The following is a 15,367-nucleotide window of genomic DNA, read 5'->3' on the forward strand; positions in this document are numbered from 1 at the left end:
CAACCAGCCCTTTGGACCGCCGCGTGATACTCCCATCCACGAAGACGCCGTTGCCCCCGCACAGGATGACGACAGGAATTCCACTCAGGTTCATGATTTCGCTCCCAAGGTAGAAGGATCCGGTAGAACAAGTGCCATCAGTGGTTCCAGGACACCTGGCGCAGTGACAAGGTAGTCGAGGGTGGCATGCCCGGGGTGGAACCGCGTCCAGACTTCGCAGCCGGCGCGGGAAGCGATGGCCAAGCCGCCACCCACGTCCCAAAGTTTTGCGTTGAATCCGTAGGCACCCTGGAGCCGGCCACATGCGGTAAGGCAGAGCAGTGCCGCGGCGGAACCCAGGCGCAGGCACCCGCGACTGTTCTCGTTGACCCGGGCGAAGATCTCGTAATGGGGGGGGCCGCCCGGCTGCATTCGACCTGGCAGGCTCACGCCGATCAGGGCATCCTGCAGGGTGCTGGGCTGGGCCTTCAGGTGCTTACCGTTGAGGAAGGCCGCCTCGTTGCCGTGAGTGAAGAAGATTTCCTTGAAGGCCGGCATGGAGACCGCGCCCACGCCGAAGCCGGTGCCGTCCCAGAGCCCCACGGAAACGGCGTAGTAGGGCATGCCGCTGGCGAAGTTCACCGTGCCGTCGATGGGGTCCACCACCCAGAAGGGCGCGTCCATGGGGGGAAGTTCAGCATCTGGCGTGTAGGCCTCCTCGCTGAGGATCGGGTAGGCCGTTTCCATCAGGACTGCACAGATATGCTTTTCGATCATCGTGTCGAGGTTGGTGACGATATCCCGCATGGAGCCCTTGGTGCCGGTCACCACGCGCTCGATGGGCTCCTCCATGAGTTCCTCGCTGGAGGCCACCGACCGGAGAGCGGCCAGGGACTCCCTTTCAAACTGGATGGTCATGCGAGCTCTCCTTTGGGGACATTCAAATTCTCGAGGCGCGGGAGGATGATGGGCAGCTGCTCGCGCAAGATGACCTCCAGGGCCTCCCCTGGCCTCAGGCTCAGGATGTGGGAGATGAAGGTCGCCGGGGAAAGGGCCTTCCTCATGAACCCCAGGTGTCGGTCGGCGTCCGCGTCGTCGGCGAACAGGAGGGCGCTGGCAATGCCGGCCAAGAGATTGTGGGGGATGAAGCCGCTCGCGAGGCAGATCTGGGCCGCTCCAAGCAGGCGCCCATCCGACTCCAGTTTGCGGAGCGGCTCGCGGGCGACCCGGCTGATGGGGTCGCACAGCAGCTCGTTGCGGAAACGGGCCAGTTCCTTGGCCGCGTACCATTCGAGGAAGGGGTGGGGAATCTCCCAGCGGAGCTTGAGGCTGTTGAGCATTTCCATCATCGCTCCGGCGACGATGGCGTCGATTCGGGGGATGGCCATGGACTCGTGGACATAGCGCACCCCGGCCAGGGCGCCCAGGTAGGCGGCGACGCAGTGGGGCGTATTGTGCAGAAAGAGTTTCGCCGTCCACTGGGTGTGGAGCAGCTCATGGGTTGACAGGGTCTTGAAGTCGCCGGGGAGATCCCCCACGGCCTCATCGACGAACAGGACCCCGTCTTCGGAAATGACGGACAGGGAGTCCTTGGCCAGCAGGTGGTCGGGAGCAGAATTGGACGTGATGACATCCGGAACCGCGAAATAGACTTTGGCCAGACCGGAGGAGGCCTTGACCGCGTTAACGGTGGCCGGGTCGTTCTCGCACAGGATTATTGGGCAGTCGTAGCCCTTGACTAGGCTGGCGACCATCGCGGCGTGCCTCGGACCGACATTGATGAAAACGGCCAAGGGGTCGGGGTGACGAGCAGCGTCGAAGGTGTCAGGGTAGTAGGCCGCCTCAACAGGCACGGTCATGGCTTCGAGCTTCCCGTTGCGCGCCCGGTACGTCTCGTACCTGCCGCGATCCTGCATCGCCTGGATGATGGCCGGGGCCTTGTCCACGAATACGAACCGGCACCCGGGGAAGCACCAGGGCAGGTATCCCCGCCCGATGGCCCCAGCTCCAATGATTAAGATCTCCCGTGTCGAGGATCCAATGGTCATAAGGTCTCTCCGATCGCCCATGGCACAAATTCTTCCCAACCGAGGCCCAGCCGTTCGCTGGAGGTGGTCTCCCCGCTCGCGACCCGGATGAGTTGGTGATAGATCTCCGCACCCACCTGGGCCGTCTCCCCATGCTCCACCACCCGGCCGGCATCAAAATCGATATCCCCCGCCAGACGCGCTGCCAGGGAGCTATTAGTCGCGATCTTCAGGGTCGGCGCCTGGGCGCACCCATAGACGGATCCCCTCCCCGTGGTGAAGGCCACAAGATTGCAACCGCCTGCGACCAGACCGGTCACGGAAACGGGGTCAAAACCCGGCGTGTTCATCAGGACGAACCCAGGCCCCATCACGGGCAGGGCGTAATCCACCACCTGCGTCAGGGGGCTGGACCCGGACTTGGCAACCGCGCCCAGGCTCTTCTCGACGATCGTCGTGATGCCCCCACGGATATTTCCGGGGGAGAGGTTGTCGTTCAGGGTGACGCCGTGGCGCTGGGAGTAGGCCCGCCACCAGTCGAAGACCCGGAGCAGGTCCTCCCGGACCTGGGGGCTGGCTGCCCGCTGAATGAGCAGGCCTTCCGCTCCGTGGCACTCCGGAATTTCCGCCAGGGCGACTGTGCCTCCCTTGAAGGCCAGGATATCGCTGACCACCCCGAGGGCCGGGTTGGCGGTAAGACCGCTGAACGCGTCACTGCCGCCGCAATTGAGCGCAAGCCTCAGATCGCTGACGGGCAGTTCCTCCCGTTCGAGAACCGGCAGATGGTCCAGCATTTCCGCCACCAGCTCGATCCCCTTCGCCACCGCGGGCCCGGTTCCGCCACACTCCTGGATGTCCATGCGTTCCAGTGGAAAATCTTCCCAGGATGCATCGCCGCTCCTGGACGCGCAGATGCTCTGGAAGGTCGTTCCCTCGCAACCCAGGCCGATTACGACCGCTCCGACCACGTTGGGGTGGAAGATGGAACCTGCGAGGGTGCGGTTGAGAGTTTGGTAAGCACCACCACCGATTGTCTGTGCGCAGCCGCTGCCATGGGTCAAGGGAATGATCCCGTGGATACCCCGGGCCCGGAGATCCTGACCCTGGAAATGGCGGCAGACCAGTTTGACCACCGTGGCCGAGCAATTGACCGTGGCCGCAACTACGATGTAGTTCCTCGTGCCGTTGGGCCTCCCCTTTCGCCGGTATCCAAGGTAGGTTCCCGGGAGGTCGGCCCAGCCGGACTCCTTGGCGGATGTGATTGGCACCGAGGTTTCCCGGAAATGATCCTCGGGCATGGCGGCGTTGTGCACATGAACATGCTCGCCGGCCTGGATCGGCCTGGTGGCAACGGCGATGGGCATTCCATATTTCAGGATGGGTTCCCCCACCCCGACGGCGCGCACGGCTATTTTGTGGCCGGACGGGATGGCCATGGCAACAACGCCCCTGAGGTCCCCGCTGGTCCAAGGGTCCCCCGTTTCCAGCCCCTCGGGGCGGATCACGACGGCAACATTATCGAGTGGATTCAGTTGAACCAAATCCGAAATTTCATTGAGCATAATCACTCCTGGCCCAGTGCTCGGACGTGCTTGGATGGCCTGCCTAGATTCGCCCAAAAGCCCTTCGGACAGTCGCAATGATATGGTCAAGGTGTTCCCGCCGCAAACCGGGGTAGGTACCCACGAAAATCGAATCGTTCATGATCCGATCCGCTCCAGCCAAGTCGCCTACAACCCTGAAGGCGCGGCCACCGCTGTCGCTGGCAAGCTGTACGAAGGCGGGCTGCCTGACCAGATTCCCTCCGAAAAGCATGCGATTGCCGATCCTGGCCTGGTCGAGGGCGCAGGCCAGGCCCGTCCGGGTGACAGGGCTGCCGGGACGCACCAGCATCATGAAGCCGAACCAGCTGGGGGCGGTCACGGGCTTCCCGGGGGTCCACTGGAAGCCGCTTTCGCTCCATCCGTTCGCATGGGTGGGCAGGGTGAAATCAATGACATCATCAAGGTCCATCAGCCCGTGCCGCAGGTAGGCCCAGTTGTCGATCCGGCTCTGGATGAAGGCCGGCAGCTTCTTGAGCTGCTGGCGACCGATGGCGGCCTGGGGATCGAGGGGTTTCAGGTTGTACCCGAGGTGGCTGTATATATATTTGTGATCGTAGCCCTGGGGGAGATCTCCCAGCTGCCATTCGAAGCGGCGCTTGCAGGTGTTGTCCTTGCCGGAAGGACACCAGCAGTCCCGTCCCCAGTCGCGGATGCTCTCGGCCACCAGCTTGAGCAGGGGTTCAGTCCTGACGTTCACGGCCCCCCCTTCGCCAAGCGTTAGGTGGTGGGGCGGATAGAAGCTCTGGGTCGAGAGATCGCCAAAGGTGCCCGTCAGGGCCTCCCCGTAGCGGCTGCCCAGGCTGTCGCAATTGTCCTCGATGAGCCAGAGGCCCTTCTCCTTGCAGAACCGGACAACTTCACCCAGATCGAAGGGGTTGCCCAGGGTATGGGCGATCATCACGGCCTTGGTCTTTCCTGGGACGTAGGCGTCCTCGAGGCACTCCACCCGGACATTGCCCGTAAGGGGATCGTTGTCCACGAAGACAGGGATCGTCTGGCACTGGATCATCGGTGCGACGGTGGTTGGGAATCCTGCGGCCACGGTGATGACCTCGTCCCCCGGCTGGATCCGGCGCTCCCCCAGCTTGTGGCTGGTCAGGGCCGACAGGGCCACCAGATTGGCGGAGCTTCCGGAATTCACGAGCAGGGTCCTGGAGACCCCGAGCATCTGCGCGAATTCATTCTCGAAGGCCGCCCCTTCCGGACCGAGGGTAAGCCAGAAATCGAGCATCGAGGATACGCCGGCGGCGACCTCCTCCTCGTCGAATACCCGGCCGGCATAGGGGACGGTGGTTTCGCCAGGGACGAAGGGCTTTGGGGCTTCGCGAAGACGGATGAGTTCCCGGGTGCGTTCCAGGATTTCCTGTCGGAGTTGGGCAAGTCGTTCGGTCATAAATTCATCCCTGTTCATCGGGTCCAAGGCAGCCCGAGGGAGGCGGCCGCTGCCTCGAAGGCATCGATCTGTTGCAGAGTCAATTCCTGGGCCACAAGACCCTCGTGATGCCCCCGGTACCAGGCCACGACCTGGCGCACGGTCTCGGAGAAGTCCCAGGTCCCATGCCATTGAAGAAGGGCATGGGCCTTGGAGCAGTCGAGTTTCAGGAGGCCGGCTTCGTGAGGCTGGTTGGCCTCCTGCTGTACCTGGACCTCCCCGGCGCCCCAACTCGCCACCAGCGCGTCAGCCAAGGCAAGGACGGTGACGACCGATGCCTCGCTGGGGCCGAAGTTCCAGCTTTCCGCAAAACGCCAGCCGTCCTCTCCGAACAGGCGGGCGCCCAAATCCAAGTAGCCGGAAAGGGGTTCGAGCACATGCTGCCAGGGCCGGGTCGCCCCCGGGTTACGCAAGGTCAGGGGTCTGCCGGCCCGGATGGCGCGAACGAAATCGACCACGATCCGTTCAGGGGCCCAGTCGCCTCCCCCGATCACATTGCCGGCCCGAGCGGAGGCCAGGCGGAGGCCTCCACGATTCTGGAAAAAGCTCTTGCGCCAGCTGGCCACGGCCAGTTCCACGGCGCCCTTGCTCGAACTGTAGGGGTCGTGACCCCCCAGGGGGTCCGATTCCCGGTACCCCCAAAATTGTTCAACGTTTTCATAGCATTTGTCGGAGGTGACGACCACGCACGCTCGTACCCCCGGGGTCAGGCGTATGGCCTCCAGCAGGTTGACCGTGCCTCCCACGTTGGTATCCCAGGTGCACTTGGGATCCTGGTAGCTGGGTCGCACCAGGGCCTGGGCAGCGAGGTGGAAGACGATCTCGGGCCGGGCCTCTTCCACGATCCGGCGAACCGCCTGTACGTCCCGGATATCGGCGACGTGGTGCCGGATCTGGTCCTCCAGGCCCAACAGATCGAAAAGGCTTGGGGTGGTCTCTGGGGCGAGGGCCAGGCCCGTGACTTCGGCCCCGAGGCTCAACAGCCACCGGGTCAGCCAGGCGCCTTTGAACCCGGTGTGCCCGGTGATGAGCACGCGTCGTCCCTGGTAGATATTCTGAAACATCACCACACCTTCCATGGGGCCTTGCCTGAGGCCCACAGTTCCTCTAGGAGAATTTTGTCACGAAGGGTATCCATCGGTTGCCAGAAACCTCGGTGCTTGAACGCGGAGAGCTGGTTCTGGCGGGACAGTTCCTCCAAGGGCTTGCGCTCCCATATGGTGGCGTCCCCTTCGATGAGGTCCAGCACCTTGGGCGAGCAGACGAAGAAACCGCCATTGATCCAGGCGCTGTCTCCCTTGGGCTTTTCCTGGAATGCCGCGATGCGGGAGCCGTTGAGGTCCAAGGCCCCAAAGCGGCCCGGCGGCTGGACTGCGGTCAACGTGCAAAGGGTCTTCTCTTCCGCGTGAAAGGCCAAGAGGGCCTTGATGTCTACATCCGCGACCCCGTCCCCGTAGGTCAGGCAGAAGTCCTCATCGAGGTACGGGGCGATCCGCTTGATCCGGCCGCCGGTCATGGTCGCCTCGCCGGTATCCACAAGCGTCACTCGCCAGGGCTCGGCGGACTGGTGGTGCACCTCCATCTTGTTGTCCCGCATGTTGAACGTGACGTCGGACGTGTGCAGGAAATAGTTGGAAAAATATTCCTTGATCACATAGCCCTTGAAGCCGCAGCAGACGATGAAATCGTTGATCCCGTGGGCAGAATAGGTCTTCATGATGTGCCAGAGGATGGGCTTGCCCCCGATCTCGATCATGGGTTTTGGCCTGATCTGGGTTTCCTCACTGATCCTGGTGCCCATGCCGCCCGCAAGGATGACCGCCTTCATAGGGTTTCTCCGTAAGCTTCCAAATGCCCCTGGCCGCGAAGGTACCAGGCGACCGTAGCCTTGAGCCCGTCCTGGAATGAATGCTCCGGCCTCCATCCCAGTTCGGTCTGGATCTTGGTGGAATCAATTGCGTACCGGCGATCGTGCCCGGCCCGGTCCTGCACGAACGTCTTCAAACCGCGGCTGGTGCCCTGGGAACGGCCAAGCTGCAGGTCCACCGTGTCGCAAAGGATATCGATCAGATCGAGGTTCTTCTGCTCGTTCTCGCCACCGACACAGTACGTCTCCCCGGCCACACCGGAAAGCATCGCCGTTTCCAGGGCCGAGCAGTGGTCCTCCACGAACAGCCAGTCCCGGATGTTCTGGCCATCACCGTAGATCGGGATCGGCTCGTTGGCGACCATCCGGGCAATAACCAGGGGGATCAGTTTTTCCGGGTGCTGTCTGGGGCCATAATTGTTGGAACAATTTGTTGTTATCACGTCCATAGCATAGGTGTGGTGGTAGGCGCGCACCAGGTGGTCACTGCCGGCCTTGCTGGCACTGTACGGACTGTTCGGGGCATAGGCCATCGTTTCGTGGAATTTCCCTATCTCACCAAGGGAACCATAAACTTCGTCGGTGCTTACATGCAGGAAACGGCAGCCCTTCTGCCCCGCCCACGCCTGTCGGGCCGCCTCCAGCATGCTGAAGGTGCCAACCATGTTGGTCCGGATGAACTCGGCTGGGCCGGAAATGCTTCGATCCACATGGCTTTCTGCTGCCAAATGGAAAATCCTGACCACGGCGTTCCGTTCGATCACGTGGCGGACAAGTTCCAGGTTGGTGATGTCGCCCTGGATCAGGTCCACGCCGGACAGGCCCTCGATCTGGGAACGGTCGGAAGCGTAGGTCAGCTTGTCCAAAACCACGACCCGGTCGCCGGGGTGGTTCCGGACCCAGCGATGGACGAGGTTGCTGCCGATGAAGCCAGCACCGCCGGTAATGAGGATGGTCTCGGTCAATGCCTCTCCTTTCAGATCTCTGGAAATTGGATAACTTCGCCCAGCGCATCCGCCCAGGCCGGCATGAGGTCCGTGCCCAGGGTGCCCCGGCGAGTTCCATCCAGCACGGAGTAAGCCGGGCGCGGCGCGGGTAGGGGATAGTCCCGGGTCCCGCATGGTTTCAGGTCCACTTGAAGGCCCGACTGGCGGAAGATTTCCGCAGCGAACCCGTGCCAGGAGGTTTTCCCTGTGCAGGTGGCGTGAACCAGGCCTTCCCAGCCCTCCTCGACCGCGACCCTCATCTGACGGGCCAGGGCCCGGCAGGAGGTAGGGGAGCCGAACTGGTCATCCACCACCCGAAGGCTGCGCCCCTGGGCCGCGCAGGCCAGCATTGTGCGGAGGAAGTTCTTGCCCCAGGCATCGTAAAGCCAGGCCGTGCGCAGAATGAGGTGCCTGGGGGCCAGGGCTGCCTTCTGTTCACCAAGCAGCTTGGACTTTCCGTATTCCGACCGGGGACCCGTGGGGTCGTCCTCCCGGTACGGGCGGTCCCCCGTGCCATCGAAGACATAGTCGGTGCTGATCTGCACGAGAAGGGCGTTCACCTCACCGCACCCCCTGGCGAGCCAGCCGACGGCTTCGCCATTTACCAGTCGGGCCAGCCCAGGTTCCGTCTCGCACCGGTCCACCTGCGTGAAAGCGGCGCAATTGACGACGACATCGGGACGGAAGCCTCGCAGCGCCTTCAGAACGGAGGCCTCGGAACACAGATCCAGGCTGGATTCCTCGGGAAGGATGAGATCATGGCCCGACCATGTCTTCTGGATGGCATACGCCAGTTGGCCCGCGGCCCCAGTCACCAGGATGTTCATCAGAGCTGCGCCCTTCGGGCCCGCTCATCCAGTACGAAGGGGCTGGCCGGGTCATCCTCGTGCCGGATCTCATCCACGGGCGCCTTCTTTCCGTCTCCCATGAACAGCCTGTCCGGACAGTTGATGACGAGGCCCGGTTCGTGGCTGATGCACCGGTAGCAGTGGACGACCCCTTTGGGGATGATCGCCGAACCTGGATTGTTGAGGCCCATAGCCACTTCCATCCGGTTGCCGAAGGTGGGAGATGAGGGCCGGTTGTCCCAAAGGGTGAGCTTGAAATCGCCAGGCCCGACCCAGCAGAACAGGTCCGCCTGGTCAACATGCTCATGGGGGCCGCGCAGCACACCCGGATGCGTGACGCTCACGTAGCACATCTCGGGGCGGAACCAGGCGGGCAGTTCGTCGTGCCTGAAGATCTCGGCCAGCCAGCCGCGCTCGTCGATGAATTTGCGGAATGGGGTAATCACGACACCTTCGATGATTCCCCGGGTGAAGGTCATTAGAGCCTCCTCGCGATGTCCGGGAAGGCCATGGCTTCCTTGAGCGCCAGTTCGTTGGCGTGGGCCAGGCTGGGGAACGTCCCTGCGTCCGTCCACCATCCCTCCAACACCCCAAACGTCAACTCCTTTCGCCGGATGTACTCATTGTTCACGTCCGTGATTTCCATCTCGCCGCGACCGGACGGCTTGACCGTGCGAATGATGTCGAAGACGGAGCCGTCGTAGAAGTAGATGCCGGTGACGGAGAGGTTCGATTTGGGGGTCGAGGGCTTCTCCTGGATACCGACGATGGAACCGTCCAGGACCTCGGCAACGCCGTAGCGCTGGGGGTCGGGAACGGGCTTCAGAAGGAGCCGCGCGCCCTTGCCCTGGGCAACATAGGCCCGCACTTCGGCCGTTAGGTCATCCTGGAAAATGTTGTCACCGAGAATTACGCACACCGGCATGCCCGCGGCGAAGTTCTCGCCCAACCCGAGGGCCTGTGCGATTCCGCCCGCCTCGTCCTGGACCTTGTAGGTGAACCGGCAACCGAAATCCTTTCCACTGCCAAGGCATCCGACCACGTCGCCCATGTGCTCGGTGCCTGTGACGATCAGGATCTCCTCGATGCCAGCCTGCTTCAGCTTCCAGACCGGGTGCCAGAGCATGGGCGCATAGCCTACCGGCAGGAGATGCTTGTTCGTGACTTTCGTGAGCGGATACAAGCGCGATCCGGTCCCACCTGCGAGAACAATTCCCTTGATTGGCATTTTCACTCCGACTCTGGAACGGGCGCTGTGGAGCCATACTCCTGAAGGACCAGCTTCAGCCATTTACGGTTCAGCCATGCCCAGCAGCCCAGGGTGGCCAGAAAGAATCCCGTAAGCGTAATGGCCTTCCTGGATGGACGACTTTTTTCGACTGGCAAGTTGGCCGGATCCATGACGGAGAGAATCGGTAGGTCATTCTTCTCTTCCATCAGGGCCTGCTCCCGGTTCAGGGCCAGGGTCGAAAGGAGTTGCTGTCTGAGCTTAACATTGGCTTCCAGCCGAGCGCCCTGGAGCCTGACCCCGGGATCTTGGCTGGTCAAATAATTACGATTGCCTTCCATGAACCGCCGGAAAACATCCTCTGCCTGAAGATACTCGCCTTCGGCTTCCTTGAGGCGCTGCTCGGCGAACACCGCCTTACTACCGCCCCGGGTCCGTCCCTTGGCCTGGACGAAGGCTTCCAGCAAACTGGCCGTCCGCTGGACGATCGCCATCGACAGTTCCGGGGACCGCGTCTCGGCGGTGATTGTGAGAATCTTGGTCTTCGTGTCCCGGCCGCTCTTCACCAGTTCAGCCATCACGGCGACACCCCGATCCGGGTTCGTCACATGGAAGAATTCCGCCAGGGTCGTCCGGTATTCCCGGTCCTCTCCAAACCGCCAGGCCCGGTAGTGGAACCGGAACTCGGTGGCGAGCAACCGCTCCCGCATCCAGCGGCTGTTAATGATATCTACGAAATTGCTCTCGCCTCCATCGTTGCTTGGCAGGCCCACTCCGAAGGCGGCGGCGGCGGCGGCCAAATTACCCAGGCCCCCGCCGGCTCCCTTGGCGTCCACCGGCAGGATACGCGTTTCGGACGTGTAGTAATTCGGCAGGAAGACGGAAATGACCGCTGAAATCAAACCGACAACACAACCGGCCAGCAATGACTTCTTGACCCCCAGGACCCCGTTGACCATTCAAGTCCCTCGCTTACGGACAGTACATTCGACTTCGCAGCTAACGTCCTGCACAGGAATTCCCATAGTTAATCTAAATCCACGCCCCTTACAACCGATATAACCATCCAGACAATGGAATAGGTGGTAAGAAGGGGGACTGCTTCCCTTTTACCACCTATTCCATAGTAGGGCTAGAGATCTTCCCCCTCGACCTCACTCATACCCTGCAGTTCCTCGACATGCTGCGCCATCCGGCTGTACTCGTCGTCGAAGTCGTCGATACCCAGGTTGTCCGTGTCGGACACTTCGGGGTACTGGCCTTCCTCGGTCTCGAGGTTGCGGTAGAGGGCCATGCCGGTGCCGGCGGGGATCAGGCGGCCCAGGATGACGTTCTCCTTCAGGCCGCGCAGGTAGTCCACGCGTCCTTCGAGGGCGGCTTCGGTGAGCACCCGCGTCGTCTCCTGGAAGGAGGCGGCGGAGATGAAGGATTCGCTGGTGAGGGCGGCCTTGGTGATGCCCAGGAGCTGGGGTTCGCAGGTGGCGGGGGCGCCGCTGTCCTTGAGGGCCTGCTCGTTGATCTCCTTGAAGCGGTGCTTGTCCACCTTCTCGTCGACGATGAGCGGGGTGTCGCCCACGTCGGTGATCTGCACCCAGCGCATCATCTGGCGGATGATGGTCTCGATGTGCTTGTCGTTGATCGTCACGCCCTGGGCCCGGTAGACCTCCTGGACCTCGTTGAGCAGGAAGGCCTGGAGGGCCTTGTCGCCCTGGATCTCCAGGATGTCGTGGGGGCTGACGGCGCCCTCGGTGAGCTTCTCGCCCGCCTGGATCTCGTCGCCGTCCTGCACCTGGATGTGCTTGCCGCGGGGGATGAGGTACTCCTCACGGTCGCCCATCTCGTTCTCGACGATGACCTTCTGGTTGCCGCGGACGCGGTTGCCATACTTGACGATGCCGGTGACCTTGCTGATGATGGCGGGGTCCTTGGGCTTGCGGCCTTCGAAGAGCTCGGTGACGCGGGGCAGACCGCCGGTGATGTCGGAGGTCTTGGCCTGCTGCCGGGGGGTCTTGGCCAGGACTTCGCCGGGGACCACTTCCCGGCCTTCCTCCACTTCAAGGTAGGCGCCGGTGGGGATGTTGTAGCGCTGGAGGACCTTGTGGTTCTCGCCCTTGATGTTGATGTGGGGATGGAGCTTGTCGTCGGTGGGATCGATGACGCGCTTGCGGAAGCGGCCGGTGATCTGGTCCTTTTCTTCCTGGAAGCTGGAGTTCAGCTCGAATTCCTTGAAGTCGATGATGCCGGCCTTCTCGGAGATGAGGTAGTCGTTGTAGGGATCCCACTCGGCCAGGGGGGTCTTGGGCTCCACTTCCTCGCCGTCCCGCACCTTGATGTGGGCGCCGGGGGCGATCTTGTAGCTTTCCCGCATCTTGCCGCTGGCATCCAGCACCTGGATGGTGCCGGCGCGGCTGATGGCGATGAGCTCGACGGTGGGGGCCTGGCCCTCGACGTTGACGACCTTCTCCACGTACTTGATGCCGTCCAGCTTCACGATGCCCGCGATCTGGGCCTCGTGGGTGGAGTTCTCGGAGGTGCGGCTGGCGGCGCCGCCCACGTGGAAGGTTCGCATGGTCAGCTGGGTGCCGGGCTCGCCGATGCTTTGTGCCGCAATGACGCCCACAGCCTCGCCGAGATCGACCATGCGGCCGGTGGAGAGGTTGAGGCCGTAGCACATGGCGCAGACGCCGCGGCGGGCTTCGCAGGTGAGGACCGAACGGATCTTCACGGAGACGATGCCGGAGGTCTCGATGTGGAAGGCCAGTTCCTCGGAGAGGAGCGTGCCGGCCGGGACGATGACCTGCTTGGAGTAGGGATCGACCACGTCGTCCAGCACCACGCGGCCCATGATGCGGTCGCGGAGACGGCTCCGGATGGTGCCGTCGCTGTTGACGATGGCCCTGACCTCGATGCCGTCCAGGGTGCCGCAATCGTCCTCGTTGATGATCACGTCCTGGGCCACGTCCACCAGCTTGCGGGTGAGGTAGCCGGAGTCGGCGGTCTTGAGGGCGGTGTCGGCCAGGCCCTTGCGGGCGCCGTGGGTGGAGGTGAAGTACTGCAGAACCGAGAGGCCTTCCTTGAAGTTCGAGGTGATGGGCGTCTCGATGATGTCGCCGGAGGGCTTGGCCATGAGGCCGCGCATGCCGGCCACCTGGCGGATCTGGGTCTTGGATCCGCGGGCGCCGGAGTCGGCCATGATGTAGATCGAGTTGAGGAACTCGCCGGTCTCGTTGCGCTTCTCAAGCTCCTTCATCATGTCCGTGGCGACCTGTTCGGAGGTCTGGCCCCAGATCTCGAGGATCTTGTTGTAGCGGGTGGCGGCGTCCAGCTTGCCCTCGTGGTAGTACTCGTGCTCGACGGCGCGGACCTGTTCGTTGGCTTCCTTGATCAGCTTGCCCTTGGTGAGCGGCACGACGATGTCGTCGATGCCCACGGACACGCCGGCCTTCATGGCCCAGAGGAAGCCGACATCCTTCATGGCGTCCAGGAGCTTGATGGTCAGTTCGGGACCGTTGAGCTTGTAGGCGCGGTTCACCAGGGACAGCAGGCCTTCCTTCTTCAGGAGGGCGTTGATGAAGGGCAGGCCCTCGGGCATGGAGCGGTTGAAGATGACCCGGCCCACGGTGGTGGTGATGAGCTCGCGCTTCACCTCGTGGCTGGGGCACTCGAAGATCTCCTGCTCGGAGTGCTTCTTGGGATCCTTCTTGTGCCAGGCCTCGGCGTCCACCACCTCGCCGGTGTAGCGCAGCTGGATGATGGCGTGGGTGTCGACCACCTTGGCCTCGTGGGCCGCGATGACCTCGTTGATGGTGCCGAAGACCATGCCCTGGCCCTTGCGGTTCTGCCGCTTCTTGGTCAGGTAGTAGCCGCCGAGCACGATGTCCTGGGAGGGCACCACGTTGGGGCGGCCGTTGGCGGGGTTCAGGATGTTCTGGGTGGACATCATGAGCACCCGGGCCTCGATCTGGGCCATGGGGGAGAGGGGCACGTGCACGGCCATCTGGTCGCCGTCGAAGTCGGCGTTGAAGGCGGTGCAGACCAGCGGGTGCAGGCGGATGGCCTTGCCTTCCACCAGGACGGGCTGGAAGGCCTGGATGCCCAGGCGGTGGAGCGTGGGGGCGCGGTTCAGCAGCACGGGGTGGTTCTGGATGACCTCATCCAGCACGTCCCACACTTCCGGCACGCCCTGCTCGACCATCTCCTTGGCCTGGCGGATGGTGGCCGCGTGGCCCTTGTGCTCCAGGCGGTTGAAGATGAAGGGCTTGAAGAGTTCCAGGGCCATCTTCTTGGGGAGGCCGCACTGGTGGAGCTTGAGGTCGGGACCCACCACGATGACCGAACGGCCGGAGTAGTCCACGCGCTTGCCCAGCAGGTTCTGCCGGAACCGGCCCTGCTTGCCCTTGAGGGCGTCGGACAGGGACTTGAGCGGGCGGTTGCTGACGCCGCGCAGAAGGCGGCCGCGCTTGCCGTTCTCGAAGAGCGCGTCCACGGCCTCCTGCAGCATGCGCTTCTCGTTGCGCACGATGACTTCGGGGGCCCGGAGCTCCAGGAGCTTCTTGAGGCGGTTGTTCCGGTTGATCACGCGCCGGTACAGGTCGTTGAGGTCGGAGGTGGCGAAACGGCCGCCGTCCAGGGGCACCAGGGGCCGCAGCTCGGGGGGGAGGACCGGGACGACGTCCAGGATCATCCACTCGGGCTTGTTGCCGGAGCGCTTGAAGGCCTCGGTCACCTTGAGGCGCTTGGCGATCTTCACGCGCTTCTGGGTGGAGGTCTCCTGCTTCATGAGGTGGCGCAGCTCGATGGCGAGCGCTTCCACGTCCACGTGGCGGAGCAGTTCCTTGATGGCCTCGGCGCCCATCTGGGCCCGGAAGCCCTCGCCGTACTCGGCCTTGTACTCCCGGTACTTCTCTTCCGCGAGGATCTCGCGGGGCTTGAGGGGGGTCTGGCCGGGATCGGTGACGGCATAGGCCTCGAAGTACAGCACCCGCTCAAGATCCTTGAGGGGGATGTCCAGGAGGTAGCCGATGCGGCTGGGGACGCCCTTGAAGAACCACACGTGGCTGACCGGGGAGGCCAGGGCGATGTGGCCCATGCGCTCGCGGCGCACGGCCTTCTTGGTGACCTCGACGCCGCACTTGTCGCAGATGACGCCCTTGAACTTCTGGCGCTTGTACTTGCCGCACAGGCACTCCCAGTCGTTCACGGGTCCGAAGATCCGGGCGCAGAAGAGTCCGTCGCGCTCGGGCTTGAGGGAGCGGTAGTTGATGGTCTCGGGCTTGGTGACTTCCCCGCGGGACCAGGAACGGATCACGTCGGGGGACGCGAGGGTGACCCGGATGCACTCATAGGCGTTGATGTTCTGCTGCTCGGGAAACATTTCAGACCTCTCAAAATCGTTG

Annotated in this window: 12 protein-coding genes; all 12 read right to left on the reverse strand. The window is 63.1% G+C overall.

The genetic code is table 11. The features are described from left to right. Positions 1 to 90: 90 nt before the first annotated feature. The 12 genes from ACZ5MC_RS21850 to rpoC all read right to left on the reverse strand — a co-directional run bounded on the left by ACZ5MC_RS21850 (position 91) and on the right by rpoC (position 15,345). Positions 91 to 897, reverse strand: coding sequence for an inositol monophosphatase family protein (locus ACZ5MC_RS21850; protein ID WP_464516765.1), 807 nt, complete (start codon positions 895 to 897; stop codon positions 91 to 93). Continuing rightward, positions 894 to 1,925: a mannitol dehydrogenase family protein gene (locus tag ACZ5MC_RS21855; RefSeq protein WP_306598029.1), complete on the reverse strand. Its 1,032-nt coding sequence runs from the start codon at positions 1,923 to 1,925 to the stop codon at positions 894 to 896. Before ACZ5MC_RS21855 ends, ACZ5MC_RS21850 begins: the two co-directional genes overlap by 4 nt. A 98-nt stretch (positions 1,926 to 2,023) precedes the next feature. Beyond that, positions 2,024 to 3,568 (reverse strand): UxaA family hydrolase, encoded by a 1,545-nt coding sequence (locus tag ACZ5MC_RS21860; protein WP_306598030.1) that lies wholly within the window; start codon positions 3,566 to 3,568, stop codon positions 2,024 to 2,026. 43 nt (positions 3,569 to 3,611) lie between these two features. Beyond that, the gene (rfbH, locus tag ACZ5MC_RS21865) at positions 3,612 to 5,021 is read right to left on the reverse strand and encodes a lipopolysaccharide biosynthesis protein RfbH (protein WP_306602300.1); all 1,410 of its coding nucleotides are present in this window, start codon (positions 5,019 to 5,021) and stop codon (positions 3,612 to 3,614) included. Next, entirely contained in the window at positions 5,018 to 6,121 is a 1,104-nt protein-coding gene (gene rfbG / locus ACZ5MC_RS21870; protein WP_464516766.1) for a CDP-glucose 4,6-dehydratase, read from the reverse strand. Before rfbG ends, rfbH begins: the two co-directional genes overlap by 4 nt. Beyond that, entirely contained in the window at positions 6,106 to 6,870 is a 765-nt protein-coding gene (rfbF, locus tag ACZ5MC_RS21875) for a glucose-1-phosphate cytidylyltransferase (protein WP_306598032.1), read from the reverse strand. Before rfbF ends, rfbG begins: the two co-directional genes overlap by 16 nt. Beyond that, positions 6,867 to 7,874 carry a dTDP-glucose 4,6-dehydratase gene (gene rfbB / locus ACZ5MC_RS21880; RefSeq protein WP_306598033.1) on the reverse strand — a complete coding sequence of 336 codons (1,008 nt, stop codon included), beginning with the start codon at positions 7,872 to 7,874 and terminating at the stop codon, positions 6,867 to 6,869. Before rfbB ends, rfbF begins: the two co-directional genes overlap by 4 nt. A gap of 11 nt (positions 7,875 to 7,885) precedes the next feature. Continuing rightward, entirely contained in the window at positions 7,886 to 8,722 is an 837-nt protein-coding gene (gene rfbD, locus ACZ5MC_RS21885; protein ID WP_306598034.1) for a dTDP-4-dehydrorhamnose reductase, read from the reverse strand. After that, positions 8,722 to 9,222 (reverse strand): dTDP-4-dehydrorhamnose 3,5-epimerase family protein, encoded by a 501-nt coding sequence (locus ACZ5MC_RS21890; RefSeq protein WP_306598035.1) that lies wholly within the window; start codon positions 9,220 to 9,222, stop codon positions 8,722 to 8,724. Before ACZ5MC_RS21890 ends, rfbD begins: the two co-directional genes overlap by 1 nt. After that, a complete protein-coding gene (locus tag ACZ5MC_RS21895; RefSeq protein WP_373432578.1) occupies positions 9,222 to 9,965 on the reverse strand; it encodes a sugar phosphate nucleotidyltransferase in 744 nt (247 codons plus the stop codon). The genes ACZ5MC_RS21890 and ACZ5MC_RS21895 overlap by 1 nt, the downstream gene beginning before the upstream one ends. Before the next feature lie 8 nt (positions 9,966 to 9,973). Then, positions 9,974 to 10,930, reverse strand: a complete 957-nt coding sequence (locus ACZ5MC_RS21900) for a GumC domain-containing protein (protein ID WP_306598037.1) — start codon at positions 10,928 to 10,930, stop codon at positions 9,974 to 9,976. A 173-nt stretch (positions 10,931 to 11,103) separates the two neighbouring features. After that, positions 11,104 to 15,345 (reverse strand): DNA-directed RNA polymerase subunit beta', encoded by a 4,242-nt coding sequence (gene rpoC, locus ACZ5MC_RS21905; RefSeq protein WP_306598038.1) that lies wholly within the window; start codon positions 15,343 to 15,345, stop codon positions 11,104 to 11,106. Positions 15,346 to 15,367: the final 22 nt, after the last annotated feature.

The sequence above is a fragment of the Mesoterricola sp. JemC181 genome (genome assembly GCF_055384585.1).